25 protein-coding genes and 1 pseudogene are annotated in these 26,024 nt (G+C 59.3%); 16 read left to right on the top strand and 10 right to left on the bottom strand.

Annotated elements, in window-relative coordinates; genetic code table 11:
- Positions 1–141 precede the first annotated feature (141 nt).
- A complete protein-coding gene (coq7, locus tag CH74_RS02845) occupies positions 142–783 on the top strand; it encodes a 2-polyprenyl-3-methyl-6-methoxy-1,4-benzoquinone monooxygenase (protein ID WP_048306011.1) in 642 nt (213 codons plus the stop codon).
- Here the strand turns inward: coq7 and CH74_RS02840 are convergent.
- Positions 780–3,293 carry a YbcC family protein gene (locus CH74_RS02840; RefSeq protein WP_253272913.1) on the bottom strand — a complete coding sequence of 838 codons (2,514 nt, stop codon included), beginning with the start codon at positions 3,291–3,293 and terminating at the stop codon, positions 780–782. The two genes, coq7 and CH74_RS02840, sit on opposite strands and share 4 nt — an antisense overlap.
- A 14-nt stretch (positions 3,294–3,307) precedes the next feature.
- Positions 3,308–4,891: a proton-conducting transporter membrane subunit gene (locus tag CH74_RS02835; RefSeq protein ID WP_048305969.1), complete on the bottom strand. Its 1,584-nt coding sequence runs from the start codon at positions 4,889–4,891 to the stop codon at positions 3,308–3,310.
- A gap of 106 nt (positions 4,892–4,997) precedes the next feature.
- Between CH74_RS02835 and CH74_RS02830 the strand changes: the two genes are divergently transcribed.
- Entirely contained in the window at positions 4,998–5,873 is an 876-nt protein-coding gene (locus CH74_RS02830) for a LysR family transcriptional regulator (protein WP_048305968.1), read from the top strand.
- Between the two features lie 22 nt (positions 5,874–5,895).
- On the opposite strand, the gene speD is transcribed toward CH74_RS02830, so the two are convergent.
- The 4 genes from speD to CH74_RS02810 form a co-directional block, all read right to left on the bottom strand.
- Positions 5,896–6,690 (bottom strand): adenosylmethionine decarboxylase, encoded by a 795-nt coding sequence (gene speD, locus CH74_RS02825; protein WP_048305967.1) that lies wholly within the window; start codon positions 6,688–6,690, stop codon positions 5,896–5,898.
- A gap of 195 nt (positions 6,691–6,885) precedes the next feature.
- Positions 6,886–7,305: an OsmC family protein gene (locus CH74_RS02820; protein ID WP_048305965.1), complete on the bottom strand. Its 420-nt coding sequence runs from the start codon at positions 7,303–7,305 to the stop codon at positions 6,886–6,888.
- Between the two features lie 92 nt (positions 7,306–7,397).
- Positions 7,398–8,069 carry an N-acetylmuramate alpha-1-phosphate uridylyltransferase MurU gene (gene murU / locus CH74_RS02815; RefSeq protein ID WP_048305964.1) on the bottom strand — a complete coding sequence of 224 codons (672 nt, stop codon included), beginning with the start codon at positions 8,067–8,069 and terminating at the stop codon, positions 7,398–7,400.
- Complete coding sequence (locus tag CH74_RS02810; protein WP_048305962.1) at positions 8,066–9,106, bottom strand: aminoglycoside phosphotransferase family protein; 1,041 nt, start codon at positions 9,104–9,106, stop codon at positions 8,066–8,068. Before CH74_RS02810 ends, murU begins: the two co-directional genes overlap by 4 nt.
- A gap of 77 nt (positions 9,107–9,183) precedes the next feature.
- Here CH74_RS02810 and CH74_RS19935 point away from each other — a divergent pair.
- The 10 genes and pseudogenes from CH74_RS19935 to CH74_RS02765 all read left to right on the top strand — a co-directional run.
- Positions 9,184–10,881, top strand: a pseudogene (locus CH74_RS19935) (LPS-assembly protein LptD); the annotation flags it as partial.
- Positions 10,882–10,916: 35 nt separating this feature from the next.
- A complete protein-coding gene (gene lptD, locus CH74_RS19930; protein WP_367379080.1) occupies positions 10,917–11,678 on the top strand; it encodes an LPS assembly protein LptD in 762 nt (253 codons plus the stop codon).
- 19 nt (positions 11,679–11,697) lie between these two features.
- Entirely contained in the window at positions 11,698–13,002 is a 1,305-nt protein-coding gene (locus tag CH74_RS02800) for a peptidylprolyl isomerase (RefSeq protein WP_048305961.1), read from the top strand.
- Complete coding sequence (gene pdxA / locus CH74_RS02795) at positions 12,999–14,024, top strand: 4-hydroxythreonine-4-phosphate dehydrogenase PdxA (RefSeq protein ID WP_048305959.1); 1,026 nt, start codon at positions 12,999–13,001, stop codon at positions 14,022–14,024. Before CH74_RS02800 ends, pdxA begins: the two co-directional genes overlap by 4 nt.
- A gap of 27 nt (positions 14,025–14,051) precedes the next feature.
- On the top strand, positions 14,052–14,855 hold the full coding sequence (rsmA, locus tag CH74_RS02790) for a 16S rRNA (adenine(1518)-N(6)/adenine(1519)-N(6))-dimethyltransferase RsmA (RefSeq protein ID WP_048305957.1): 804 nt from the start codon (positions 14,052–14,054) through the stop codon (positions 14,853–14,855).
- Positions 14,852–15,235, top strand: coding sequence for a Co2+/Mg2+ efflux protein ApaG (gene apaG, locus CH74_RS02785; RefSeq protein ID WP_048305956.1), 384 nt, complete (start codon positions 14,852–14,854; stop codon positions 15,233–15,235). Before rsmA ends, apaG begins: the two co-directional genes overlap by 4 nt.
- A 39-nt stretch (positions 15,236–15,274) precedes the next feature.
- On the top strand, positions 15,275–16,099 hold the full coding sequence (locus CH74_RS02780; RefSeq protein WP_048305955.1) for a symmetrical bis(5'-nucleosyl)-tetraphosphatase: 825 nt from the start codon (positions 15,275–15,277) through the stop codon (positions 16,097–16,099).
- Positions 16,100–16,121: 22 nt separating this feature from the next.
- The gene (gene glpE / locus CH74_RS02775; RefSeq protein WP_048305954.1) at positions 16,122–16,448 is read left to right on the top strand and encodes a thiosulfate sulfurtransferase GlpE; all 327 of its coding nucleotides are present in this window, start codon (positions 16,122–16,124) and stop codon (positions 16,446–16,448) included.
- Positions 16,445–17,581, top strand: coding sequence for a polynucleotide adenylyltransferase (locus tag CH74_RS02770; RefSeq protein WP_048305953.1), 1,137 nt, complete (start codon positions 16,445–16,447; stop codon positions 17,579–17,581). Before glpE ends, CH74_RS02770 begins: the two co-directional genes overlap by 4 nt.
- A gap of 49 nt (positions 17,582–17,630) precedes the next feature.
- Entirely contained in the window at positions 17,631–18,710 is a 1,080-nt protein-coding gene (locus CH74_RS02765) for a nitronate monooxygenase family protein (protein ID WP_048305951.1), read from the top strand.
- 22 nt (positions 18,711–18,732) lie between these two features.
- Here CH74_RS02765 and CH74_RS19275 read toward each other — a convergent pair whose 3' ends face one another.
- The 3 genes from CH74_RS19275 to folB are packed head-to-tail and all read right to left on the bottom strand — an operon-like array spanning position 18,733 to position 19,615.
- Positions 18,733–19,020, bottom strand: a complete 288-nt coding sequence (locus CH74_RS19275; protein WP_253272912.1) for a 2-amino-4-hydroxy-6-hydroxymethyldihydropteridine diphosphokinase — start codon at positions 19,018–19,020, stop codon at positions 18,733–18,735.
- 17 nt (positions 19,021–19,037) lie between these two features.
- Positions 19,038–19,262 carry a hypothetical protein gene (locus CH74_RS19270; RefSeq protein ID WP_253272911.1) on the bottom strand — a complete coding sequence of 75 codons (225 nt, stop codon included), beginning with the start codon at positions 19,260–19,262 and terminating at the stop codon, positions 19,038–19,040.
- Positions 19,262–19,615 carry a dihydroneopterin aldolase gene (gene folB / locus CH74_RS02755; protein ID WP_048305950.1) on the bottom strand — a complete coding sequence of 118 codons (354 nt, stop codon included), beginning with the start codon at positions 19,613–19,615 and terminating at the stop codon, positions 19,262–19,264. Before folB ends, CH74_RS19270 begins: the two co-directional genes overlap by 1 nt.
- 85 nt (positions 19,616–19,700) lie before the next feature.
- Between folB and plsY the strand changes: the two genes are divergently transcribed.
- Entirely contained in the window at positions 19,701–20,315 is a 615-nt protein-coding gene (plsY, locus tag CH74_RS02750) for a glycerol-3-phosphate 1-O-acyltransferase PlsY (RefSeq protein WP_082140261.1), read from the top strand.
- A gap of 61 nt (positions 20,316–20,376) precedes the next feature.
- Here plsY and tsaD read toward each other — a convergent pair whose 3' ends face one another.
- A complete protein-coding gene (gene tsaD / locus CH74_RS02745) occupies positions 20,377–21,408 on the bottom strand; it encodes a tRNA (adenosine(37)-N6)-threonylcarbamoyltransferase complex transferase subunit TsaD (RefSeq protein WP_048305948.1) in 1,032 nt (343 codons plus the stop codon).
- 273 nt (positions 21,409–21,681) lie between these two features.
- On the opposite strand from tsaD, the gene rpsU reads away from it, so the two are divergent.
- The 3 genes from rpsU to rpoD all read left to right on the top strand — a co-directional run bounded on the left by rpsU (position 21,682) and on the right by rpoD (position 25,930).
- Complete coding sequence (gene rpsU, locus CH74_RS02740) at positions 21,682–21,897, top strand: 30S ribosomal protein S21 (protein WP_048305947.1); 216 nt, start codon at positions 21,682–21,684, stop codon at positions 21,895–21,897.
- A gap of 126 nt (positions 21,898–22,023) precedes the next feature.
- Positions 22,024–23,877 (top strand): DNA primase, encoded by a 1,854-nt coding sequence (dnaG, locus tag CH74_RS02735; RefSeq protein WP_048305946.1) that lies wholly within the window; start codon positions 22,024–22,026, stop codon positions 23,875–23,877.
- A gap of 199 nt (positions 23,878–24,076) precedes the next feature.
- Positions 24,077–25,930 (top strand): RNA polymerase sigma factor RpoD, encoded by a 1,854-nt coding sequence (rpoD, locus tag CH74_RS02730; protein ID WP_048305944.1) that lies wholly within the window; start codon positions 24,077–24,079, stop codon positions 25,928–25,930.
- Positions 25,931–26,024: the final 94 nt, after the last annotated feature.

The raw sequence follows: 26,024 nt of genomic DNA, 5'->3' as shown, positions 1-26,024 counted from the left end.
CTGGGATGTCATTGCTATGGTGACCCAAAATGCGCATATTTTTCAGCTTCTTTAACGGTAGATCATGAACGAGAACAGCCGTCGCTTCTGCTCCCCGCAATGCTCGTCTACAATAAGCAACGTACTTCCCGGGAGTTCATCATGGATCGTAAGCTCAGCCGCACCGACAATCTGATACATCAGTTCGACACCATCCTGCGCACACTGGTGCCCCATGCCGCTCAGTCGTCTCGCCCGTCGCCGGCCGCGGGTCATGAGGACATCGAAATGAGCGAAAGCGAGCGCACCCAGGCCGAAAGTCTGATGCGCGTCAATCATACCGGCGAGGTCTGCGCCCAGGCGCTTTATCAAGGCCAGGGCCTGACCGCCAAGCTGGCTGATACTCGGACTCAAATGGAGAAGGCCGCCCGGGAAGAGATCGATCATCTGGCCTGGTGCGATGCGCGGCTCACAGAGCTTGATGGCCGCACCAGCTATCTCAATCCGCTGTTCTATGCCTCTTCATTCGGCATGGGGGCGCTGGCCGGCGCGGTAGGCGACAACATCAGCCTAGGCTTCGTCGCGGCGACGGAAGAGCAGGTGGGACGGCATCTTGATAGCCATCTAGATCGGCTGCCTAGCGGCGACCGTCGCTCCCGCGCCATTCTCGAACAGATGCGCATCGATGAGGCGCATCATGAACACTGGGCGCTGGAGGCCGGCGGCAGCCGCTTCCCTTTGCCGGTCAAGCTGGGCATGCGATTGATATCGAAAGTGATGACGTCCAGCGTCTCTCGTCTTTAAGCCGTCTTCCAGGTCAACGACCCGGTGTAGCGGGATATGGCGTCGCCGGGATCGCCTAGCGCAAACAGGTGCAGCCAGCCGTTGTCGACGAGCTGGCGCACGTTATCGTGCTTGGCGATCACTGCGTTGATCGCTTCACTCGGTGCTGCAATGCACACCGACAGGCGCAGCGGCTCGTGAATCAGGCGTGTGCCGTCCTGCACCGACTGCCAGGGCAGACCAACTCTTAGATCGCCGCCATTGCCTTCGAATACGCCCAGGGTGCCGACCACGTTGTGCAATACCTTGTTGCCACTGCCAAAAGCTCGGTTGTCCACGGTCGAGCCGTAATACTGCAGGCTGATCCAGCTCGCCACGACCATCGGGGCGGTCATGATTAGCTCGAGTACACTAAAGTCCTCGTCCTGACGCCAATCGTAGGAGTGCAGAAAGGCGCGGCCACCCAGATCGCATCTCGCGGTTCGGCTGCGAGGGGCAGCGATGAAGGCGGCGCAACCGGCGAGCCCCCATTCCGGGCGTACCTGGCTCCAGTCGCGGCTGCGAGCGATCACTTGCCGATCGGTCTCTGCGTTCTCATCGAGGTTGAACAGCACAGCGCGCTCTGCCCGTGTGCGCTGTGCTGCCATCTTCAGCCATTTCTTGAGCCGGATGAGATCTTGAGCGTGGCTTGCCGGTGCCGCTTGTTCATCGAAGATCGTCACCTCATCCGTGGTAGTGTCGTGCAGGCAACCCAGGAAAACCGTGTCTTCGAGGATCGCGATACCGCGGCCCAGGAGTCCTGCACGCACCTTGGGGTCGTTCAGGATGGCCGCTGCGACTCGGGCGTTGGCCTCACCGGTATGGCCGCCGCAGGCACCGCAATCGAGCCCGGTGGCGTGGGGGTTGTTGACCGTCGTTGAACCATGACCCGCCAGCAGCACGAGACGCGCAAAGCCTTGCTGCATCGACATGGCCTTGAGCACCGCCGTCGCCATGTCGAGTCGTGTTTCGTCGCTGAACCCCGTGTGCCGTCCGTCGATCTCCCGGGAATCGATTCTTGGGCCAAGCCGAGTTTGAATGTTCGCATCGATGCCGTCGATCGCCGGATGGGGCACTGGGCGAGTGAGACCGAAAGCATCAGTGGCGAGCTTGCCGAGATAGGTCCACCCCATCGTCTCGACGAAGGCGAAAGACGATACCGCGGCCATCTTGAAGGATTTCCAGGCATTCGCCGTACGCCTGCGGATCAATCGGAGCCCGAGCAGCGCCTTCTCTTCATTCTCGCCCGCGGCCTGAACGGTTTCGCAAACGGTGAATTTCGGTGTCAGCAGCACCGGGCATTGAGCACCTCCGCGTTCATGACCCAGAGGCACATATTCGATGGGAAAACCAAAGAACCCCGCGAAGCCATGGGTTTCGATCGTCGACGACACGCCCTCAAAAGCACGACGAAAGACCTCGGAGCGCACGTCGATGCAAAAAACCGCCTGCACAGCGTGGCGCTGCAGATCATCTTGCGTCGCAGGGTCACTGAGTTTATCGAGCAGCGTGCGCTGCCAGGCTTTTTCGTAGGCGAGCTGCAGCACGCCATCGACGGCAAACGCCGATTCCTCACCCATCATGCTCTTGGACAGGCTGTCACGAGCTTGAGTCCAGGCGGCCAACACGTTCGGGTCGTGGCCTTGTGCCTCGAGAAGCGCCGTGTCCCAGGCCAAACGAATTGCCAGGAGTTCGACGAGGGTGGTGTCCGAGCCGCCGTTGAGTTCACTCTCCCAGACCCGATAACGGGCATAGCTGGCCCAGCCGCCAACGCTCATGAGCAGCCGGTGGAACCAGAGCTCTAGCCCCGCGTCATCCAAGCCGAGTCGTGAAGCGCCCTCGATGAGCATGTCGTCTGCGGTCTCTGGCAAGCCGGCGACGATCTGCCGAAAGCCGTTCAGGCCCATCAGTTCCGGTGTGCGATCGATCAGGGTCTCCGCGCGCCAGGCTGCATAGGGGGACAGATCCCGCCAGGGCGAACGCCAGGCTACCTGCCCCTCATCGAAATAACTCGCCGCCCAGTTCGATAGGCGCTGGGTAACCAATCCCACCCAATCCCGTTCGGTCACTCGGGTGATCACATCCGCCACGGTGGCAATGATATCCGGACGTTCCGGCTCGGCTTGCTGGGCCAGCATCGTCAAGGCGGCATGGTCCTTGGGTAGCGTTGCCGTTGACCCGGTATCAGCCAGCGCTGCGGTGAGATCCGCCTCGGTGATCCGGCCGCTCGCAATGGCCTCGGCATAAAAAGAGCGTGGCATGGTCATGCGAGCGCCGGCGGTTCGTGCCATGACTTGGGCCGCATCGATGAAGTGCTGCTCCGTCAGGCCGAGAAACGGATTCACCGCCACGAAGTGCTTCAAGGGCCAGAGCGGGGCGATCCTGCGGGTGGCATCCTGGGCCGCAGTCAGAATATCGGTATTGCCTGAGTGAGAGGATGTTGTCATTGACGTCTTCTTGTCCGTCTCTGGAGTGGCCGTATAGGTGTTCACGTGTATGGTCTCCATCAGGACGGATTGCGCGACAGCAGCTTGCGAGTGCTGACAATACGATTGAATAGAGTGTTGGCGTACAGGCCATTGGCGATGTGAACCCGGGCCGCTCGCCAGGTGGGCGAGTCCAGCCACACCGGCGCCAGGACCTGCAACACGGTCACCGCGGCGAAAGAGACGACCGCCAGCGCCATGATGGCGAATCCGGCCATGTCGGGGGTCGGAATGGGAGGTAGGGCAGGTGATAGTAGCCATCCTGCCGCGGCCTGCAGAACGAAATAGATCCCCGTTGCGAAGGCTGCCGCAACGAGGGTGCGACCAACGACCTCCATCTGGGTTTCGCCCTGCATCGACTGGGCGATCAGCAGCGTCAGCCCCATGATGAGGATCATTCCCAGCGCCAGAACGGTGAAAGCCTCATCGACGAGGGCGCTGAACAAGCCGCCAATGCCGGCATAGAGTCCCAGGGCCAGCGCCAGGCTCAAGAAAAGAAGACCCATGGATGGCCGGGCTTTCAGATCCGGTGTCCAGGCGGTCTTGGCGATATCGATGACGCTGCCAGAGGAAAGGAAGGCGTGGGCCTTGTAGAGCGAGTGAGCGACGATGTGCAGCACTGCCATCGAGAAAGCGCCCAGCCCGCACTGCAGGAGCATGAAGCCCATCTGGGCCACCGTCGACCAGGCGAGAGAGACCTTTACGCTGGGCTGGGTCAGCATGACCACGCCCCCGAAGAGGGCGGTAAAGCCGCCGACAATGGCGATGAAATGCAGCGATGGCATGGAGAGCAGCATCACGTCGGCGAAACGGATGACGAGGAATCCTCCCGCGTTGATGATCCCGGCGTGCAGAAGTGCCGAGACCGGTGTCGGTGTCTCCATGACTTCGGGTAGCCAACCGTGAGTCGGGAATTGAGCCGACTTGAGCAGGGCAGCGATGGCGATCAGCAGTGTCGCGAGCGCAATCCCCGGCGGCCTCATGCCATCTTGGGTATTACGCGCCTGGGTCAGAATGTCGGCAATATCCAAGGTGCCGAAGCCCTGGAACAGCAGTATGACCGCACCGATGAGACAGGCATCACCGATACGGGCAGTGATGAACTTCTTGCGCGCCGCGATGATCGCGGCGGGTCGCTCGGGATAGAAAAGCAGCAGGCTGTGCAGCGCCAGGCTGGTGGCGATCCATGCAACGACCAGCTGCAGCAGGTTGCCGGCGCTCACCAGCAGCATCACCGCGGCCAGGGTCAGGCAGAGTCGGCCAATAAAGACGCCCTGTCGGGCATCGCCATCAAGATAATGGCGGCTGAAGCGAACGACGATCACCCCGACGAAAGAGACGAGCAGCAGCATCACGCCACTGAGTGCATCCAGGCGCACGGAAAAGCCAAACTCACCGATACCGATGACAGGACTCGTAAGAGCCCCTGCCAGCGCCACCAGAATGGCTCCTCCCAGGGCGAGCAGAAAGGCGCCTATGGTGGCCAGGCGGCTCATCTTGAGTATTCGGTTAGGCCTGAGACCGGGTTCGGAAAAAGAAAGAAGTGCCACGGTGATGAGCGCCAAGGGCGCCAGCAGTACAAGAGAGGCGAGAAATGACGACATCATGACTCCGGCAACGAATTTTGGATTGCCGGTATCATATCGATCGGTTTAGATTCTATAAAATTCATTGTTATTAACGTATCGATATAAAAAATAGAATTACTCCATGGCTAACCTGAACTACAAGCATCTGCGCTATTTCTGGTCCGTTGCCCATGATGGGAATCTGACTCGCACCGCGGCCCGCCTGGGCGTCTCTCAATCTGCGCTGTCGATCCAGATCCGCAAGCTGGAGGAGCAGATGGGGCACGACCTGTTCGAGCGTCGGGGCAAGCAGTTGTTGCTGACAGAGGCCGGTCGTATTGCCCTCGATCATGCCGATGTCATCTTTGCTTCCGGGGAAGAGCTTGTCAGCACCTTGAGGGACCGACCGGAAGGGCGACGCCTGATACTGCGAGTCGGGTCTTTGGCCACGCTTTCGAGAAACTTCCAGTTCGAGTTTCTGCGCCCGCTGCTTGGTCGGGAGGATGTCGAAGTGATGGTGCGCTCAGGCGCGCTAAGGGATTTGCTGCAGAGTCTAGGGGCGCATCAGCTTGACGTGGTGCTGGTCAACGTGCCGGTCTTCAAGGATGCGGCGACGCCCTGGATATCGCACCCCATCGCCGAGCAGCCGGTGAGTCTGGTGGGGACGCCTGAGCGGGTCCGCGAGGGTAGAACGCTCAAGCAGTTGCTCGCTAGTGAACCGCTGGTGCTGCCAAGCCTAGGTAGCAGCGTACGCACCGGGTTCGATGCGCTCGTCGATCGCCTGGCTATCAAAGTGCGCATTGCCGCCGAAGTCGACGACATGGCAATGATTCGACTCCTGGTTCGGGAGGGTATCGGGCTGGCCGTCGTTCCCCCGATCGTCGTCCAGGACGAGCTGGCCAGCGGCATGCTCGTGGAGGCAGATCAGCTCCCTCGGCTCAGTGAGACGTTCTACGCGGTCACCCTGTCAAGGCGCTTTCCCAATCCGCTGTTACGTCAGCTGATGACAAGAGTGTAAGCGAGGCTAGACATGACCGGCCCTACTCCAGATTGCGAGAATAAAAAATCTCGAGCATTTCGTTACGCAGCCGATTCGAGATATCCCGCGCTTCCTCGAAGGTAAGCTCCCGGCGGGACGTGCCGAACAGGTAGTTGTCGAGGTCGAAATCCTTCAACAGCATCTTGGTGTGGAACATGTTCTCTTGATAAACATTCACATCGATCATCTGATAGGCGTGCTTGGTGTCCTCCGCCAGGTAATCCTGGATCGAGGTGATGTCGTGATCGATGAACAGCTTGCGGCCATTCACGTCCCGGGTAAAACCGCGGACGCGATAATCCGTGGTGACGATGTCCGAATCGAAGCTATGAATCAGATAGTTCAACGCCTTGAGCGGGCTAATCATGCCGCAGGTCGAAACATCGATGTCCAGACGAAAGGTGCTGATGCCATTGTCCGGGTGGGATTCCGGATAGCTGTGCACCGTGACATGGCTCTTGTCCAGATGACCCACGACGGCTTGAGGGAGCGGTCCTGGGCCAGGTACTGTCTGATCCGCATCGGTTTCGTCGAGTTCGTGCTCTGCAATCAGGATGGTCACGCTGGCGCCATGAGGCTCATAGTCCTGCCGGGCGATATTGAGCACATGGGCGCCGATGATGTTGGTCACGTCCTTCAATATCTGGGTCAAGCGCTCGGCGTTGTACAGCTCGTCGATGTAGTCGATATAGGCTTCACGCTGTTCTTCCGTCTTGGCGTAGCAGATGTCGTAAATGTTGAAGCTCAAGGAGCTGGTCAGGTTGTTGAACCCGTGGAGTCGAAGATTTCCACTCATGTTCAAACCTCCTAATCGATCGAAGGATGACTAGCCGGCGAACAGACGCCGGAGCAGAGGAAGACAAGCCGTAATACTGAAGGCGCGCCACGGCATATGCCCTTGGCCTACCTCTAAGGCTGACCTTTGAGAAAGGCGCGTATTATGCACATCCTTGGCACGGGGCGCACTCGTTGCGATGTAAAAAGTCGAAGGTTATTCGCTGACGATCTCGTAGGAATGAGTTACCTCGACGCCGCCACGGGTCAGCATGATCGAGGCGCTGCAGTATTTCTCCGCGGAAAGCTCCACGGCGCGCTTGACCTGGCTTTCTTTCAAGCCGTTGCCGATAACGGTGAAATGCACGTGAATCCTGGTGAAGACGCTGGGTATGTCGTCGGCGCGCTCCGCCTCGAGGCTTGCGCTGCAGTCGCTCACCGGAGCTCGGGACTTCTCCAGGATTTCGAGCACGTCGAACGCCGTGCAGGCGCCCATGCCCATCAGCAGCATTTCCATGGGGCGCGGACCGGTATTGCGACCGCCATGATCCGGTGGACCATCGATCACCACGCTGTGGCCGCTGCCGGATTCGGCGACGAATTGGCGACCCTCGGTCCATTTGACACTGGCTTTCATTGTCTTGTCGTTCCCTTTTGATGGTTACTCGGGCAGATGATCGCTCATGGCTGCCACAGCATAGTTGCACATAGATTCATTCACTGACGCTGTCACGTTGATTGGCCGCGAATCCGCTCGTCGAGTTCCTGCAAGCGCTGGGGGGTACCCACGTCGATCCAGAGCCCGGTGTAGTGACAGCCACCGACCCGGCCCTCCGCCATGGCGTTACGCAAAAGCGGCGCCAGCGGGAAGGCATCGGCGGGTTGATTCGCCACCAGCGCAGGATCGATGAGGCTGATGCCGGCAAAGGTCAAACATGGATCGCCCGTGGCGTGCACGCGTTCGTCGGCGTCGAGATGAAAATCGCCGCCAGGATGATGATCCGGGTTATCCGTCAGCACCAGGCGGGCCAGATCGCCGTTCAAGGGCGAAAGCCAGGCCGGGTCGAGATCGCACCAGACATCGCCGTTGACCAGTAGAAACGGCGATTCACCAAGCAGTGGCAACGCCTTGTGAATACCGCCGCCGGTTTCCAGTGGTCGTTCTTCCTGGCTCCACTGAATCCGGACGCCGTAGCGCCCCCCGTCTCCCAGCGCCTCGATGATCTGCTCGCCGAGATGGCTGACATTGATGACGACATCCCCGATGCCGATGGCTTTCAGGCGTTCGAGATGATGCTGGAGCAAAGGCTTGCCGCCGACCTTGAGCAGCGGTTTAGGGGTGTGGTCCGTCAATGGCCGCATACGGGTGCCCAGCCCTGCGGCGAGAATCATCGCTTTCATGACGCCGCTCCCGGAATGCCGCGCCGAGTCAGCTCCTGGGTGAGGGCCGGGGCAAAGGTCTCGTCGAGCCACTCGACGAATTCATCGAACTCAGGCCAGGGCGTGAGACTGTCGTACAAATGATCCAGGAAGTGGGGCAGGCGCGCCAGATAGCCGGATTTGTCATCACGCAGGGTCAGGCGACAGAAAATGCCCAATACCTTGAGAGAGCGCTGGGCGGCCATAGTATCGGCAAGATGCAGAAAGCTTGCACTGTCCACACTGGCTCTCAAGCGGCCATCGGCGACGGCCTGGCGGCGGAATGCTTCCAGCCAGGCGGTATAGCGTTCTCGAGAAAAACGACAATAGCGCCCGCGCAGCAAGGAGACCGGGTCATAGGTGATGGGTCCATGCACCGCATCTTGGAAATCGATCAGCCATAGCTCGTCATCTCGCAGCATCAGATTCATGGCGTCGAAGTCCCGATGCACCGCCGCCATGGGCTGACCCAATGCCAGGGCGATCAGACGCTGGTGCAGATGCTGCCAGCAGGCAGGCGGTGCGATACCCAGCAGCCTGTCGAGACACCATTCGGGAAACAGATCCAGCTCCCGGGCGAACAGGCTGGAGTCGTAAACCGGCAGGGCGTCACAGGGAGCGCGATTTTGCAGCTCGCCGATCAGCGCCAGGGCACGCTCGTGCCAGGCAAGGCTCTTTGCACCCTCGCACTCGCCAAGAGAGAGATGCAAGGGCATATCCCCAAGATCCTCCAGCTCGATGAAACCGGCGGTAAGATGGGTGGCATGCAGCGTGGGGACGGGCAGCCCGGCGCTTCGCCAGGCCTCGGCGACGGTCACGAAGGGCTGGCTGTTTTCCTTCTCCGGTGGCGCATCCATGAGAATGCGAGTGCGGCCGTTTTCCAGCCATAGACGAAAATAGCGGCGAAAGCTGGCATCACCCGCGGCCAGTTCCAGGCGTGCATCCGCAGGAAGATGGTGACGGACGGTTACCCACTCGCGCAGAGCGTCCAGGCGGGCGGTTTCTCCTGCGTTGGACATTAGAACTCCTTGGTTGACGGGATCGATTGGTCGCCGCATGCTGAGGACCTCTTAGCGCAATCCCTGTTGTTAGCGCCATGCCCACGAGAAGAAGACGTGCGGCACAGGGACTGTATAATACCGATTCCAACCGCCAAGGACACCGAGGATACATGGGCAAGCGATTGTTGTGGACTGCCCTCGCCGGTCTGGTCACGAACGGCGCCTACGCGGCACCGCCTACGCCGCTTCCGGCAGATCAGCTCGATTGGCAGGCCTGGGGTGAAGATGCCCCCGCCAATGCCTTATGTCGAGGCCGCTATGTCATTCCGGAATATCAGCTTGCCCCAGGCAAAACGCCACAAGAGGTGCTGTCCTCATCGAACAGCGCCGAGTATGGCACCGAAGGCGAGACACTGCTGCGAGGGGATGTGGTGTTGCGTCGCGACACCAGTCAACTTGAAGCCTCCCAGGTGCGCGTCAATGCGGCCCGGGACACGATATTTGCCGAAGGGCCATTGACGATGCGTGACCAGGGCCTGCTGGTGCGCGGTGATTCGGCGCAGATGGCCTTGGACAGTGACGCCGCTCAAATCGACGGCGCGCACTATGTCGTACATCGACAGCGTCTGCGGGGCGATGCCCAGCGTCTGGCCCGGCTCGAGGATGGTCGTTATCGGCTGTCTGAGGCCAGTTTTACCACCTGCGAACCGGACAGCAAGCTGTGGCGATTGATCGGCAACGACGTGCTTCTGGATCGTGAAAAAGGCGTCGGCACCGCCACCAACGCACGCTTGGAAGTCGGCCATGTGCCGGTCTTCTATTGGCCTTGGGTGCGTTTTCCTCTCGACGATCGTCGTCAGTCAGGTTTCCTGTGGCCAACCCTTGGCTTTTCCGGCGACTCCTTCGATTACGCCCAGCCCTACTATTTCAATCTGGGGCCTAATTACGACGCCACCCTCACGCCGCGCTGGCTCACCAATCATGGGCTACTGCTGGGGGGCGAGTTTCGTTATCTGTTTTCTGAAGACGTAGGGCAGATCGAGGGTGCCTATCTATCCGACGATGACGGTGGCGACGACAACAATCCCAACGTTCCCCGAGACGCCTTTGAAGGCGAGGATCGCTGGTATATCGACTATGCCCATCGTGGTCGCTTCACGCCGCGTCTGCGCTATGATCTGCGCTACGGTGCCGCCAGTGACGGGCGTTATTTCGAGGACTTCGGGCGCAATTTCGCCGAAAACGATACCGAATATCTGTCGCGCCTGGCTCAGCTGAACTACACCGGCAACACCTGGTTCCTGGAAGCCAAGACCCAGGGCTATCAGCGCATGGAATTCCCGCTGAACGACAACGACAAGCCGTTTTATCGCTTGCCGAGTCTGACCGCCAATGCGGCCTGGTCCCAGGACAATGGCTTGTATCAGCAGTGGCGCTCCAACGCGACCTATTTCTGGCGCGACATCAATGAAACCGAGGTGCCGATAGAGGAGGCGGCGACGGGCTCCCGAGTGCACCTGGCACCGGCGGTCGGGTGGCGCGAGGATGTATCCTGGGGCTTTTTCGAGCCGCGTTTCGAACTGCTCAACACCAGCTACAGCCTGGACTACGATCGGCTCAATACCGACCGTGATACGGATCTGAATCGCACCGTGCCGGTCAGCTCCGTGGACAGCGGCCTGATCTTCGAGCGGGACCTGAGCGCCTTCGACTCGAATTGGCGTCAGACCCTGGAGCCGCGTCTTTACTACGCCTATGTGCCGGAGCGGGATCAAAGCGACTTCCCGGACTTCGATACGGACGAGCAGGCCTTGTCCTATAGCCAGCTGTGGTCGCCCTATCGCTTCACCGGCGCGACCGGATCGGCGATACCAACAAGCTTTCCTATGGTCTGGCCACGCGGTTTCTCGAAGACGACAGCGGCCGGCAGCGGCTGTCTTTGGCCGTGGGGCAAAGCGCCTACTTCGAAGACCGTAATGTTGACATGGACGGCGACCCGGATACCTTGCCGGACCGGGATACGAACTTCGAGCGGTGGTACAACGCCACTCGGGACCGTTCACCGGTCGTGACCCAGCTCGATTGGCAGATAAACGATCGCTGGAGTACCCGCTATGAGTGGTTCTACGACACGGACCGCAATTTGACCGAACGTACCGCCACCTATCTGCGCTACCGTAATCCTGCCGGGCATGTGCTCAATCTCGGCTATCGCTGGCAGCTCGAAGGCTTCGATCCCTCCGGCGATCCAGAAGATCAACTAGGCTATGATCGGGAAGAGTACGACGTATCCTTTGCCTATCGGGCCACGCCAAGCCTGGATCTGATCGGTCGCTATACTTATGACAACACCAACAGCCGCTCTCTCGAGCAGTTGGCCGGTATCCAATGGAACGATTGCTGTTACGGCGTGCAGGTTGCCTGGCGGGAATGGCTCGAGGATAACGATACCGCCAATACCATCGAAGATGACTACAGGGATCGCGGTATTTTCCTGACCTTCGTATTCAAGGGACTGGGTGGTGTCGGTCAAGGAACCGATGCCTTCTTCGAAGAGTCCATTCCGGGTTATCAACCGACACAATTCTAGATAGTGAGTGAGGTTTTGCATGGGCAAACGCATGTTTGCATCGTTGGGTTTGACATTGGCACTGACATTGAGCGCGACAGGCTATGTGCTGGCCGCCGAGCCGCTTGATCGCATCGTGGCGGTAGTCAACGATGACGCCATCATGGCGAGCGAGCTTGAAGATCGCGTCACTCAAGCGCGCAGTCAGCTTGCGGGTCGCAATATCGCCGTGCCGGACGAACAGGCGCTGCGCAATCAGGTGCTGGAGCGCATGATCGTCGAGCAGATTCAGCTGCAGATGGCGGAAGAGGCCAATCTGTCCGTAGACGATACCGAACTCAACCGCGCGGTGCGCTCGATTGCTCAGAACAACGGCATGAGTCTCGATCAGTTTGCCGATACCCTGGAAGCGGACGGTCTTTCCCTGGCGGTAGTACGCGAGCAGATACGCCGTGAAATGCTGATGCGACAGCTTCAGCAGCGCCGGGTTGCCAGTGGTATCAAGGTCTCCGACCGGGAGGTGCAGCGCTATCTAGAGCAGCAGACAGGTAGCGACAATACCCGCTACCGGCTTGGCCATATCCTGGTGGGACTGCCCCAATCGCCGAGCCCGCAGCAGGTTCAGGCAGCTCAGCGAGAAGCCGAGGCGCTTTATCAGCAGTTGCAGAGCGGTGCAGATTTCGCCGAACTGGCCGCGGCTCAGTCTGATGGTTCCAATGCCCTGGAAGGCGGCGACATGGGCTGGCAGCGTGCCGCCGAGATTCCTGCCGTATTCGCCGACGCGATTCCACAGCTTGGCGTGGGGCAGGTCAGCGAGCCGATTCGCAGCCCAAACGGTTATCACCTGATCAAACTGCAGGCGCGGGATGATGGTAGTCAACAGCAAGCCGTTGTCGACGAGCAGCGCGTGCGTCATATCCTCATCGAGACCAACCCCACTCAGGATGCTCAGCAGGCCGAGGCCCTGGCGCAGCAGGCGCGTCAGCGTATCGCCTCCGGCGAGGATTTTGCCACGGTAGCCCAGGAGGTCAGCGACGACCGGGGCAGTGCTCTCAACGGCGGCGATCTGGGTTGGGTGCGTCCCGGGCAGATGGTGCCGGGTTTCGAAGAGGCCATGACATCGCTGCCCGTGGGTGAAGTTTCCCAGCCGGTGCGCTCACGTTTTGGCTATCATCTGATCGAAGTGCTGGAGCGTCGTCAGCAGGATGTTACCAACGAGGCTCAGCGCAACCAGATACGCGAAACGCTCTTCCAGCGCAAAGCCAACGACGAGCTGGAAACCTGGATGCAGCAGATTCGCAACGAAGCCTACGTCGACAACCGTCTGGAAAACAGCGCCGGATGAATGCGCCGGTGCTGGCGCTGACCAGCGGTGAACCTGCGGGTATCGGTCCGGATCTGATACTAAAGCTAGTATGCGCCAAGGTGTTGTCACCTGCGCGGATCGTGGCGATCGGCGATCCGGACCTGCTGGCGCAGCGTGCTACAGGGTTAGGGCTGGAGGTTGAGCTTTGCGTACTCGCGGAGAGTGACGAGGTGCCGGATTCGCGTCCCGGGATGCTACCGGTCTGGCCAGTGACGCTTGCGGCGCCGACTGAACCGGGCCGGCTGAATCCAGCCAATGCAGGCTATGTGCTTGACGTGCTGGATCGGGCGATCGAGGCCTGTCGACAAGGGCAGGCCCAGGCCATGGTGACGGCGCCACTGCACAAGGGCGTGATCATCGAGGGCGGTCATCCGCATTTCACCGGTCATACGGAATATCTGCGGGACGCCTGCGGCAGCGAAGAAGTGGTGATGATGCTGGCTACCCGCGCTACAGCTCGCGCCATGAAGAGAGAGCTGCGGGTGGCCCTGGCAACCACGCACTTGCCGCTGCGGGCGGTGGCGGATGCCATCACCGTCGATGGCCTTAGCCGGGTGCTACGTATTCTTGCCCGTGATCTCACGCGCTATTTCGATGTCTCCCAGCCGCGTATTGCTGTATGCGGCTTGAATCCTCACGCCGGTGAAGGCGGGCACCTGGGTCGAGAGGAGATCGATACGATCATCCCGGCGCTGGCCCGGCTGCGTGAAGAAGGGCTATTGCTGGAGGGCCCCTTGCCGGCGGATACTCTTTTTACGCCCAGACATCTCGATGAGGCGGATGCAGTGCTGGCCATGTATCACGATCAAGGGCTGCCGGTCTTGAAGTACGCAGGCTTCGGACGCGCTGCCAATATTACCCTTGGCTTGCCTATCGTGCGCACGTCAGTGGATCATGGCACCGCGCTGGACCTTGCCGCTAGCGGCAACGTGGATATCGGTAGCCTGCAGGTGGCGATCGACATGGCGATCGAAATGGCCAATGCCTCCTCTAGACCCTAAATAGGCAAGCAAGGACTCTTTTTTCCCATGGCATCTCGCCCCCCAACGCCACGAGCGCGCAAGCGCTTCGGTCAGAATTTTCTGCGTGACCCCGGTATCATTTCTCGTATCGTGAAAACCATTGCCCCGCGGCCCGATCAGCGTCTGATCGAGATAGGTCCGGGTCAAGGTGCCCTGACGGAACCGCTGCTCGAAGCTGCCGGCAAGCTCGAGGTGATCGAGCTCGACCGAGACCTGATTCCTGGCCTGCGCGTTCAATTCTTCAACTATCCTGAGTTTGTGATCCACGAAGGCGATGCATTGACCTTTGATTTCGCTGCCCTCAAGGGAGAGGGACCTTTGCTGCGTATCGCAGGCAATCTGCCCTACAACATCTCGACACCGCTGATCTTTCATCTGCTCGCAACGCGAGGGGCGGTAGCCGACATGCATTTCATGCTGCAAAAAGAGGTGGTTGAGCGTCTGGCGGCGGCACCGGGCGGCAGTGATTGGGGGCGATTGTCGGTCATGGCCCAGTACCATTGTCGGGTGGATTCGCTGTTCAGCGTGCCGCCGGAGGCCTTCGTGCCCCAGCCCAAGATCGAATCCGCTATCGTTCGGCTAGTCCCCCATGAGACGCTGCCCAATCCGGCAAGGGACGAGGGGTTGTTTGCCGACGTGGTGCGGGAAGCCTTCGGACAGCGGCGCAAGACGCTGCGCAATAATCTCAAGCAACGTATCGATGTTGCCACTCTCGAGTCCCTGGACATCGATCCGGGTCGCCGGCCGCAGACATTGAGCGTGGCCGAGTTTGTGAACATCGCCAATCATCTGGCGGGAGAAGGCGCATGAGTGAACAAGGTCAGGACGTGCAGGTCGATGTAGAGCCAGCTTATCGTGCCGATGAGTCGTCGGTGACCGAGCAGCGTTTCGTGTTCAGCTATACCATCACGGTACACAACCACTCCTCTCACCCGGTTCAGCTCCTGGCCCGCTACTGGAAGATCACTCAGGGCAGCGGCAAGGTACAGGAGGTGCGCGGCAAGGGCGTGGTCGGCAAGCAGCCCATGATCGGGCCAGGTCAGAACTTTCGTTACACCAGTCGCGCGGTATTGGATTGTCCGGTTGGGGTCATGGAGGGCGCTTACACCTGTGTGGATACCTCCGTACATCGATCCTTCGAAGTCGCCATTCCGCCGTTTCGTCTGGCGGGCCCCAATCAGGTGCATTGAACACTTTCCACCGCATTCATCAGGTTTGAAAAAGCGATCATGACAACCTATGCCATCGGTGACCTTCAGGGTTGCCACCGTGAATTCGTCGCACTACTGGAGCGCTTGAGCTTCGATCCGCGCCGGGATCGCCTATGGTTGGCCGGCGACTTGGTCAATCGCGGTCCAGGCTCCCTGGAGTGCTTGCGCGAAGTGCGTGATCTGGGCGAGGCGGCGCGAGTGGTGCTGGGCAATCATGATCTGCATCTATTGGCGGTCGCTAGGGGGGGAGCCTCCACCAAGCGATCCGACACCTTGGACGATATTCTCGCGGCGCCGGATCGTGAAACGCTCCTCGACTGGCTGCAGGCCCAGCCCTTGTGGGTCGATGACGATAGCGACAGTGACCGACGCAGGCTGATGACCCACGCCGGCGTGCTGCCTCAATGGTCTCTCGATAAGGCACGGGCGCTCGCCCGGGAGGCCGAAGCGGTACTGGGAGGCGGGCGCTCGGGGTCTTTCCTGGAATGCATGTACGGCAATTCGCCGTCTCGCTGGGATGACAGCCTTGAGGGCATCGATCGCCTGCGCATGATCGTCAATGCGTTCACCCGCATGCGCTTCATCGCCGCGGACGGCACCCTTGATTTTGATGCCAAGGAAGGGCTCGATTCGGCACCTCCTGGGTTTCATCCCTGGTTCACCTATCCTCGAGAAGACGATCCCCACATTCTTTTTGGCCACTGGGCGGCCTTGCAAGGACAGACACCGGATACCGCTGTACGAGCCGAGGCGCTGGATACCGGCTGTGTCTGGGGCGGCAGCCTGACCGCTTTGAATCTCGACAGTGGCCAACGCATCAGCGAGCCCAGCCAGCAAGATTAATCACATCACGTAGAAGGTGCTCATGAGCCAATCTTTCGAACATCTCGATCATGCTACTTTGAAACAGTGGCTGGACGATGCTCAGCCGCTGACCCTGGTGGATATTCGCGATCCCTTGAGCTATGCCCAGGGCCATATTCCCGGCAGTCGTCATCTCGACAACACCACGGTAGGCGATCTGTTAAAGGATATCTCTCGAGAGCAACCCCTGGTCGTGGTGTGCTATCACGGGCACTCCAGCCAACAGGCGGCAAGCTGGCTGGCGGGACAGGGCTTCGATCAGGTCTACAGTCTGGATGGCGGCTTCGTCGACTGGGAAGTCAGACATCCTCAGCGAGTGGCGCGGTGACCGGCAGGGATTCGGCGATCAAGGGGCTCAACGTCTATCGCGTTGGCGGTGCGGTAAGGGATTCACGTCTCGGCTGGCCGGTGGTGGATCAGGACTGGGTGGTGGTCGGTGCGACACCGCAAGCCATGCGCAAGCGCGGCTTCAAGCCCGTCGGGCGAGATTTTCCCGTGTTTCTGCATCCAGTTACGCAAGAGGAATACGCGCTGGCCCGCACCGAGCGCAAGCAGGGCCACGGCTATACTGGCTTCGAGGTGCACGCAAGCCCCGAGGTCACCCTGGAAGAGGATCTGGCCCGACGAGATCTGACCATCAACGCCATGGCCGAGACTCTTGATGGCGAACTGATCGATCCGTTCCAGGGTCAGCGGGATCTAGAAGCCCACGTGCTGCGGCACGTCTCACTGGCCTTCGTCGAGGACCCGCTGCGAGTGCTGCGCACCGCGCGTTTCCTGGCCCGCTATCAGAGGCTTGGGTTCGTCATTGCCGAGGACACCCTGGCCCTGATGCGCCAGCTTGCGCTGAACGGCGAAATTGCCCATCTGGTTGCGGAGCGGGTCTGGCAGGAGACCGAAAAGGCTCTCGGTGAACCTTGTCCCCAAGCCTACTTTGAAACCCTACGCGATTGTGAAGCGCTTGAAGCATTGATGCCCGAACTTGCCGAAAACGCCGGGCTAGAGGCGGCTCTGGCACGTATGGAACGTCTGCCGGAGGATAACGGCCAGCTGGCGCGCTGGCGCTGGGCGCGACTCTGTGAGCATCTTGACGATCCAGTGCGCCAGGTTTTGGAGGAGCGCCTGCGTATTCCCAATGCCTGGCGTGACCTGGCGCGTCAGGTCATGCTGACAAGAGAGCTGTGGAATGAGACAAGTGAGCATGGGCCAAACGCCGAGGGTATCCTTGACTGGTTGAACAGAATCGATGCCTGGCGGCGTAGCGAGCGAGTCACGCCGCTGCTTTTCCTGGTCAGTCTCGAAAATGACGCCTTGGCCGCGAATCTGTCTCTGGCCTGGCGTCTGGCCTCCCAGGTATCGCCACGCCAACTGGTCGATGAAGGGTTCAAAGGCGGCGAGCTGGGCCAGGAGCTGGCCAGGCGCAGGCAAGCCGAGATCGAGGCGGCCTTGGCCACCGGTTGACGGACTCCCGGTAGGCTTTTGTTCATTTTTCGGAAGTAAAGGAGTCGCCATGCAATCCTCCAGTCAATTTCTCGAACGTTTGGGTATCCGCCATCCCATCATTCAAGCACCCATGGCGGGCGTTGCCACACCTGCATTGGCGGCGGCGGTTTCCAATGCCGGTGGCCTGGGGTCCCTGGGGATCGGGGCCAGTAACGCTGCCAAGGCCCGGCAGGTGATCGAAGAGATCCGGGCGCTGACTGAACGACCGTTCAATGTAAATCTGTTCTGTCATGCGCCAGCCCGTCGAGACGCGAAAGCCGAGGCTGCCTGGCTTCACTATCTTGCGCCGCTGTTCGCCGAGGTCGGCGCGGAAGTACCCGACACCCTCGATGAAATCTACACGTCCTTTCTCGAGGACAGCGATACCTTCGAGATGCTGCTCGACCTCAAGCCCGCCGTAGTCAGCTTTCATTTCGGCCTGCCTTCACGCGAGCGTATCGACGCACTGCGCGAGGCAGGTATCTACATGATGGCAACGGCCACCTGTCTTCATGAGGCCAGAAGAATAGAAGAAGCAGGAATCGATGCCATCGTGGCCCAGGGTATCGAGGCCGGCGGGCATCGAGGCATGTTCGATCCCAAGGCAACGGACGAGGGCCTGAGCACGATGGTGCTTGTGCGTCTGCTGTTGCAGCACACGAGGCTCCCTGTTATCGCCGCAGGCGGCATCATGGATGGTCAGGGCGTGAAATCCGTGCTGGAACTCGGTGCGGCGGCCGCCCAGCTTGGCACGGCGTTCGTCTTGTGCCCGGAGTCCTCGGCGAATGACGCCTATCGCGAGAACCTGAAAAGCGAACGAGCCACACAGACACACCTGACCAGGGTTCTATCCGGGCGAGCCGCCCGGGGCATGACCAATCGTCTGATCTCGTTCGGTGAAGCAGAGGGCAGTCCGTCTCCCGCGGACTATCCGGTCGCCTATGACGCGACCAAGCGGCTCAATGCGGCCGCCACCAAGCACGGGAACCATGAATTTGCCGCCCAGTGGGCCGGACAAGGCGCACCCTTGGCCCGGGAGCTGCCCGCAGCGGAGCTGATGGCGCAGCTTGTAAAGGAGAGAGGTGCAAGCTCGAACGAGGCGGATTGACGATGGCTTCAAACCTGCCGCTCTAGTTCGCCCTGGAAATTACGCTTCCCCGCCAGCTGAAGTCCACCGGACGTAGGCACTGATCTCCTGAGTGGAAGTGGGCCCAAAGCTCGGCATAGCGTTGGCCGGTAACCGGGTGGCACTCCCGAGGCAGCAGTTCCGCCAGCGGCTTGAGCACGAAGGCGCGGCGTAGAATATCCTCATGGGGTAAGCTTACTCCATCGATGACACCAGCAAGGTCGCCCACGCTGAGTAGATCGATATCCAGGGTCACCGGGCCTTTATCGGTTCGGCCATTGGTCCGCTCCACGTTCTTGCACCACGCTTTCAAATCGCCGACGGAAGCCTGGCTTTCGAAGGCACCACCAGATTATGGACAGCATGGCGCGCTTCGGTGGCCATGTAGTCGTCTTCAGACGTGATTTCGAACTGGCCGCTGAAAATTCGGGAAATACGCAACTCGCCGAACTCGGCTTCCAGGGCGTCCAGGCAGGTCTTGATGTGATGTTCTCGATCGACATGGCTGCCGATGCCAACGATGACTTGCGCCATTAGCGCTGGCCGCGCTCGATACGTACCCCGACGGCGGTGGCTTGGCTTACGGCGCCAGGCTTGCGTAGGGTCAGGCGCAGCCAGGAGATGTTGAACTCCTGACGCAACAGGGCAGCCAGCCGCTCGGCGAAGGTTTCCACCAGTTCGAAATGACTGGCCCTGGCGAACTCATCGATGCGAGTGCTGATGGCCGCATAGTCCAGAGCCTTGGACAGGTCGTCGTTTTCTGCAGCAGGGCGGATGTCGGTTGCCAGTTCCAGATCCAGCACCAGAAGCTGACGAATGCTGCGCTCCCAGTCGTAGGCTCCAATGACGGTCTCGACCCGCAATCCCTCGATCAGCACGCAATCCATGACGCTTCCCTGAAAATGTATGATTTTTCGATTCTACGGCAGCGAGCTGGCAGAATCATGATTCCGCTTTGTTAGCGAAGATCTTATGTCGTTTTCCTCGCTTGCTACGTCTGCCGCGCTGCAGGCCATCTTTTTAATGGCAATGGGCTATCTCTGTGCTGCCTGTCTGGGGGCAGTATGGCTATGCCGTCTGGCAGGCGTCACAGACCCGCGCTTGAGAGGCTCTCGCAACCCGGGATTTTCCAATGTGCTGCGACTGTATGGCAAGCGACTGGCGCTGGCGACACTGGCCTTCGATGCCCTCAAGGGCATGCCGGCATTATGGTTGGCCAAGAACAGCGGGCTGCCGATCTGGGTTCAGGGGCTGGTGGGTTTCAGCGTGCTACTAGGGCATAGCTATCCTGTCTGGCATCGTTTCCGGGGAGGCAAGGCGGTCGCCAGCGCCTTCGGCGTGCTGCTGGTACTGACACCCCCGGTGGCCCTGATATGCGCCGCCTGCTGGACACTGCTTGCCTGGCGGGTGCGTACCGCCGCGATCGCCTCCCTTGCCAGCGCTGCCCTGGCGCCCTTGGCAAGCGTCTGGCTTGCTCACGACTATGTATGGGTCATCATCGCTTTCACGCTGCTGGTGCTGGTGCGCCATGTCTGGAACATTCAGCGGCTGGGGGAGGGGAGTGAACCGAGATTCCCGGGCGGCTAGGCTTTGCCCGAAAAGTACCTGCGCTCGCTGACTTTTCAGATAAAACCTGGTTTTTGTGCGATCAAGCAGCCGGGACTGCTAGGCTATCCAGCGGCCAACGGGGTACCGCTTTCATGGCAGAGTCGTCACGTTCTCCCGCCAGCAGGCGCTGCGCGCCCACATAGGCGATCATTGCCCCGTTGTCGGTACAAAAACGTCCGCGCGGATAGTAGGCCCGAGCGCCGCGCTTGCCTACTTCGATGGCCAGGCGTTCGCGCAGTCGCGTATTGGCGCTGACGCCGCCGGCTACCACCAGGCGCTTAAGCCCCGTCTGATCCAGCGCGCGCCGACACTTGATGACCAGCGTATCCACGACCGCATCTTCAAAGGCGCGGGCAACGTCTGCACGCCCTTGTTCATTGAGTTCGCCGATACTGCGCAGGCCATTGACGGTGGTGAGAGTGTGAGTCTTGAGGCCGGAGAAGCTGAAATCGAGCCCAGGGCGATCGGTCATCGGGCGCGGGAAGCGGAAGCGTTTCGGATCGCCTTGCTGAGCGAGACGCGCTACCTCCGGGCCACCCGGATAGGCAAGCTCGAGCATCTTGGCAGCCTTGTCGAAGGCTTCGCCGGCGGCGTCATCCACGGACTCGCCCAGCAATCGATACTGACCCAGACCTTGCACTGCCACCAGCTGGGTGTGGCCGCCGGACACTAGCAGCGCGACGAAGGGGAACTCGGGCGGTTCATCTTCGAGCATGGGGGCGAGCAGGTGTCCTTCCATGTGATGCACCCCGAGTACCGGAATGGATAGGGCTTTGGCCATGCCGTGAGCCGTGGATGCGCCAACCATCAGGGCGCCAACCAGACCGGGCCCGGCAGTATAGGCAATGCCGTCGAGATCGCGTCGAGCGAGCCCTGCCTCATCGAGCACTTGCTGAACCAAGGGCAGCAGTTTGCGGGTATGATCCCGGGAGGCCAGCTCAGGAACCACGCCGCCATAGTCGGCGTGCATAACGATCTGGCTGTAAAGAGCATCCGCTAGTAGTCCGTGATCCGTATCAAAAAGTGCGACACCGGTTTCGTCGCAGGAGGTCTCGATCCCCAGTACGCGCATCGTGTTGGCTCTTAGGTTCTTGAAAACGCCTATGGTACGGCTTTTGGACTGCAGCCGGCAGGGGTGTGGGCAAATCGATTTGCAAAGCATCATGGCGAGGACTAAAATACTCTGCTCTGCAAAACTGGGTCGTGTATCCCGGTGTCGATGTATCATTCTTTGCATCTGTATTTGTCGTCTGCTGCTTCGGTAGTCGAGAACATATAATGTCAAGCGGCGCCCAACTGATGCACGTCAAACCGAACTCATGATTTCAAGGTAGGTGAGTGCTTAATGCCTTCTGTCAAAGTACGCGATAACGAGCCGTTCGACGTCGCTTTGCGCCGTTTCAAGCGTTCCTGCGAGAAAGCCGGTGTACTGTCTGAAGTACGTCGTCGCGAGAACTACGAAAAGCCGACTGCGGTACGCAAGCGTAAAGCGGCGGCAGCGGTCAAGCGTCACGCGAAGAAGCTGCAGCGTGAGCGTAAGCGTTTCGAACGGATGTATTGATCCGTACTGGGGGTAGCTTGCTACCTCAGAGGGATGCCAAGCGGCTACCATTCGGTGGCCGTTTGTTTTTGTAAGTACGCTTTTTTCACGCCTCCCTTTTCACGCCTTTCGGGTTCTCCTAAGCCTATGGCTGGCCAGATTCCTCAAAGCTTCATCGACGATCTACTTGCCCGTATCGACGTGGTCGAGGTCGTGAGTGATCGGGTGCAGTTGAAAAAGTCAGGCCGTAACTACACCGGGCTCTGTCCTTTTCACCAGGAAAAATCACCGTCGTTCTCTGTCAGTCAAGACAAACAGTTCTATCACTGTTTTGGCTGTGGGGTAGGCGGTAATGCCCTGCGCTTTCTGATGGAGTACGACAATTTGCCTTTTCCCGAGGCAGTGGAACAGCTCGCGTCCCGCCTGGGGCTCGAGGTTCCCCGAGAGGGCGCCGACGATCCTCGGGTTCAAGAGCGCGAGAAGAAGCGCAAGGAAGGCGTCAATCTGCTCGAGTTGGCGGCAAGCTTTTTTCGTGAGCGTTTGCCCATGGCGGAAGGCAAGGAGGCGCGCTCCTATCTGGAGCAGCGCGGGCTATCACAGGATGTGCTCAAGGATTTTGGCGTAGGCTATGCGCCGTCTGCCTGGGATGCGCTCAAGCGGCATCTTGTAGGACAGGGTGTTTCCGAAACAGTGCAGGTTGAATATGGCCTGCTGGTACAGCATGAAGATAGCGGGCGCAGCTACGATCGTTTTCGCGATCGGGTGATGTTTCCGATCAGGGATTTCAAGGGGCGCACGATTGCGTTTGGCGGCCGCGTACTGGGAGATGCCAAACCCAAGTATCTCAACTCTCCGGAAACGCCGGTTTTTCATAAGGGACGAGAGCTTTACGGTCTTTATGAGGCGCGTAAGGCCAACCGGCAGCTCGAGCGCTTGGTGATCGTCGAAGGGTACATGGATGTGGTGGCCCTAGCGCAGTTCGGTATCCGCAATGCGGTAGCGACCTTGGGCACCTCTACCAGCGAAGAGCATCTCAAGCGTCTGTTTCGACTGGTCAATGAAGTCGTGTTCTGTTTCGATGGCGACAATGCGGGACGGCAGGCGGCACTGCGCGCACTGGACACGGTATTGCCTCAGATGATCGACGGTCGCCAGGCACGTTTCCTGTTTCTACCGGAAGGAGAAGACCCGGATACGCTTGTTCGACGCGAAGGTTCTGACGCTTTCAACGATCGCATCACCTGTGCCAGCCCCTTGTCGGAGTTTCTGTTCGATCAGGCCGCAAAAGGGCGCAACTTGCAGCAGGTCGAAGATCGTGAGCGTTTCGTCAGTCGCGTGCTCACCTCCTTGGGTCAGCTTCCGGAGGGTGTTCTCAAGTCATTGTTGTTGCGAGAACTCTCCAACCGGACCGGCGTCGAACAGAGTCGTTTTCAAGCGCTTCTAGAGGCTAAGGAAACACCCAGGAAGCAGGCTCTGAGTGACATGAAAGCGTCGGCTACGGGCACTTCTCATGAGTCCCAGGCCAGTGCATCCTCGGCGACTGGGCGACAACGTGAACGTAATGGGCCGCTGAGTCTCATGGCCCGCACCTTGCAGTTGTTGTTATATGAGCCAGAATTGGTAGAGCGTTTGCCGGATACGTTGGACTGGTGCATCGACAAAGACGATGGTGCGCTATGCTGTGAGGTGATCCGATTACTGCGAGCAGGGCGGTATCGTAGCTCTCAAGTCTTGCTCGCGCATTTTCACGGGACTCATGAAGGCAGCCGTCTGGAAACATTGGCGCAACGCGAACTGTTGATACCGAAAGCTGCCAGGGCAGCGGAGCTGGATGGACTGATCGAGTACTTCAAGCGGCATTTATACCGCAGTTCTCCGCAAAATGAATATGACACATTGCTGGCCAGGGAAAAGGACGGCGAGAAACTATCCAGGGAAGAGAAACAGCGTTTGATGAAATTGTTGATGCTGCTGAAAGGTAACGATGCAGGCGAGCATTGAATGGGTTGAATTATGCTTGATCGCCACCATCTAAAGGCAATATTGATAAACGCAACTGATCAAATTAACACACCTGGATGAAGGTGCAAACAGGATACTGGTGGGCTGGTTATGTTAGCCGCTATAATTCGCGGCTAATCGAATTCTGGCTATTGGTTCATCCGGGTGTTTCATTCCTCTTCGTCGAGATAGGGTCTCTATGGCTGGAAATGCGCAACAGCAATCGCGTTTGAAGGAGTTGATCGCACGGGGCAAGGAGCAAGGGTATCTAACCTACTCCGAGGTCAACGATCATCTTCCCGAGGATATCGCCGATCCGGATCAAGTAGAAGACATCATCGGCATGATCAACGACATGGGAATCAGTGTCGTTGAAGTAGCCCCTGATGAAGACACGTTGATGATGTCCGATCAATCCACCGACGAGCAGGCCGCCGAGGAAGCCGTGGCGGCATTGGCTGCGGTGGAAAGCGATGTCGGCCGGACGACGGATCCGGTGCGCATGTACATGCGCGAAATGGGTACCGTGGAGCTGCTGACGCGAGAAGGCGAGATCGCGATCGCCAAGCGTATCGAAGAAGGCACTCGGGAAGTGATGTCCGCGCTGGCCTATCTGCCCGGTGCGGTGGAATCCATTCTCGACGCCTATGACGCCACTCAGGACGAAGAGGCGCCGGGGCGTCTATCGGATCTGTTCTCCGGGTTCATCGATCCCGACGAAGGTATCCCGGGGGTTGCCGAGGCCGAGGTGCCGGAAGAAGAACCCGTTGCCAGCGATGAGGACGCGGAAGGTGACGAGGATGCCGAGGACGATGAGGAAGCCGAAGAAGAGAGTGTCGGCGGTCCCGATCCAGAAGAGGCCAAGGCGCGTTTCGAGCAGATTCGCGAGCAGAATGCCGCAACCAAAGCCGCTTTCGAGAAACATGGGCCCAAGTCGCCGGAAGGGCGTGCGGAGCAGACACGTTTAGCCGAGCTGTTCTCCCCTATCAAATTGGTACCCAAGCACTTCGAACGGCTGGTTGGTCAGGTGCGTATCAGCGTCGATCAGGTGCGGACGCAGGAAAAGACGATCCTTCAAGTTTTTGTCAAGCGAGGCAAGGTGCCACGCAAGACCTTCATCAAGTCATTTCCGGGTAATGAATCCAACGCGGAGTGGCTTGATGAATTCCTGGCCAAGAACACCAAGCATGCCGATAAGCTCGAGGTGTTTCGTGATGATATCAAGCGCGCTCAACGCAAGATTGCGTTCGAAGAGCAATTGAGTCAATTGACCGTCGCCGAAATCAAGGAAGTCAATCGCCGCTTGTCCATTGGTGAAGCCAAGGCGCGCCGAGCCAAGAAGGAGATGGTCGAGGCCAACCTGCGCCTGGTGATCTCGATTGCCAAGAAATACACAAATCGGGGGCTGCAGTTCCTTGACCTGATTCAGGAAGGCAACATCGGTCTGATGAAGGCGGTGGATAAATTTGAATACCGGCGGGGCTACAAGTTCTCCACCTATGCCACCTGGTGGATTCGTCAGGCGATTACCCGCTCGATTGCGGATCAGGCCCGCACCATTCGTATTCCGGTGCACATGATCGAGACCATCAACAAGCTCAATCGTGTGTCTCGTCAAATGCTGCAGGAGATGGGGCGCGAACCCACTCCGGAAGAACTTGGCGAGCGCCTTGAAATGCCTGAGGACAAAGTGCGCAAGGTGCTCAAGATCGCCAAGGAGCCGATTTCCATGGAAACGCCCATCGGTGATGACGATGACTCGCATCTGGGGGATTTCATCGAAGATGGCTCCATGCTGCTGCCTATCGATTCCGCCACCGGCGAGGGCCTGATAGAGGCGACCCGTAACGTGCTAGGCGGCTTGACTGCTCGGGAAGCCAAGGTGTTGCGCATGCGTTTCGGCATCGATATGAATACCGATCACACCCTCGAGGAGGTCGGCAAACAGTTTGACGTGACCCGCGAACGTATTCGTCAGATCGAAGCCAAGGCGCTGCGTAAACTGCGTCATCCCTCCCGCTCCGAACCGCTGCGCTCTTTTCTCGACGAGTAGGTTAAAAAGAGCACAGACTTCTGAATTCAGGGCTTGAAGTGGATATAAAACGACACCGCCCGCGGATAAAACCGCGGGCGGTGTCGTTGGTGCT

It is taken from the genome of Halomonas sp. PR-M31 (genome assembly GCF_001039575.1).
Lineage (GTDB): Bacteria > Pseudomonadota > Gammaproteobacteria > Pseudomonadales > Halomonadaceae > Modicisalibacter.
This window is presented reverse-complemented; position numbering and strand designations above follow the sequence as displayed.

Bases quoted from the DNA above. Each gene is read 5' to 3' on its own strand.
- dnaG (WP_048305946.1), top strand. From the start codon at position 22,024: ATGGCTGGCCAGATTCCTCAAAGCTTCATCGACGATCTACTTGCCCGT.
- rpoD (WP_048305944.1), top strand. From the start codon at position 24,077: ATGGCTGGAAATGCGCAACAGCAATCGCGTTTGAAGGAGTTGATCGCA.
- CH74_RS02810 (WP_048305962.1), bottom strand. From the start codon at position 9,106: ATGTCCAACGCAGGAGAAACCGCCCGCCTGGACGCTCTGCGCGAGTGG.
- rpsU (WP_048305947.1), top strand. From the start codon at position 21,682: ATGCCTTCTGTCAAAGTACGCGATAACGAGCCGTTCGACGTCGCTTTG.
- apaG (WP_048305956.1), top strand. From the start codon at position 14,852: ATGAGTGAACAAGGTCAGGACGTGCAGGTCGATGTAGAGCCAGCTTAT.
- folB (WP_048305950.1), bottom strand. From the start codon at position 19,615: ATGGATTGCGTGCTGATCGAGGGATTGCGGGTCGAGACCGTCATTGGA.
- CH74_RS19270 (WP_253272911.1), bottom strand. From the start codon at position 19,262: ATGGCGCAAGTCATCGTTGGCATCGGCAGCCATGTCGATCGAGAACAT.
- pdxA (WP_048305959.1), top strand. From the start codon at position 12,999: ATGAATGCGCCGGTGCTGGCGCTGACCAGCGGTGAACCTGCGGGTATC.
- tsaD (WP_048305948.1), bottom strand. From the start codon at position 21,408: ATGCGCGTACTGGGGATCGAGACCTCCTGCGACGAAACCGGTGTCGCA.
- CH74_RS02765 (WP_048305951.1), top strand. From the start codon at position 17,631: ATGCAATCCTCCAGTCAATTTCTCGAACGTTTGGGTATCCGCCATCCC.
- coq7 (WP_048306011.1), top strand. From the start codon at position 142: ATGGATCGTAAGCTCAGCCGCACCGACAATCTGATACATCAGTTCGAC.
- CH74_RS02835 (WP_048305969.1), bottom strand. From the start codon at position 4,891: ATGTCGTCATTTCTCGCCTCTCTTGTACTGCTGGCGCCCTTGGCGCTC.
- speD (WP_048305967.1), bottom strand. From the start codon at position 6,690: ATGAGTGGAAATCTTCGACTCCACGGGTTCAACAACCTGACCAGCTCC.
- rsmA (WP_048305957.1), top strand. From the start codon at position 14,052: ATGGCATCTCGCCCCCCAACGCCACGAGCGCGCAAGCGCTTCGGTCAG.
- CH74_RS02800 (WP_048305961.1), top strand. From the start codon at position 11,698: ATGGGCAAACGCATGTTTGCATCGTTGGGTTTGACATTGGCACTGACA.
- plsY (WP_082140261.1), top strand. From the start codon at position 19,701: ATGTCGTTTTCCTCGCTTGCTACGTCTGCCGCGCTGCAGGCCATCTTT.
- glpE (WP_048305954.1), top strand. From the start codon at position 16,122: ATGAGCCAATCTTTCGAACATCTCGATCATGCTACTTTGAAACAGTGG.
- murU (WP_048305964.1), bottom strand. From the start codon at position 8,069: ATGAAAGCGATGATTCTCGCCGCAGGGCTGGGCACCCGTATGCGGCCA.
- CH74_RS02820 (WP_048305965.1), bottom strand. From the start codon at position 7,305: ATGAAAGCCAGTGTCAAATGGACCGAGGGTCGCCAATTCGTCGCCGAA.
- CH74_RS02780 (WP_048305955.1), top strand. From the start codon at position 15,275: ATGACAACCTATGCCATCGGTGACCTTCAGGGTTGCCACCGTGAATTC.
- CH74_RS02830 (WP_048305968.1), top strand. From the start codon at position 4,998: ATGGCTAACCTGAACTACAAGCATCTGCGCTATTTCTGGTCCGTTGCC.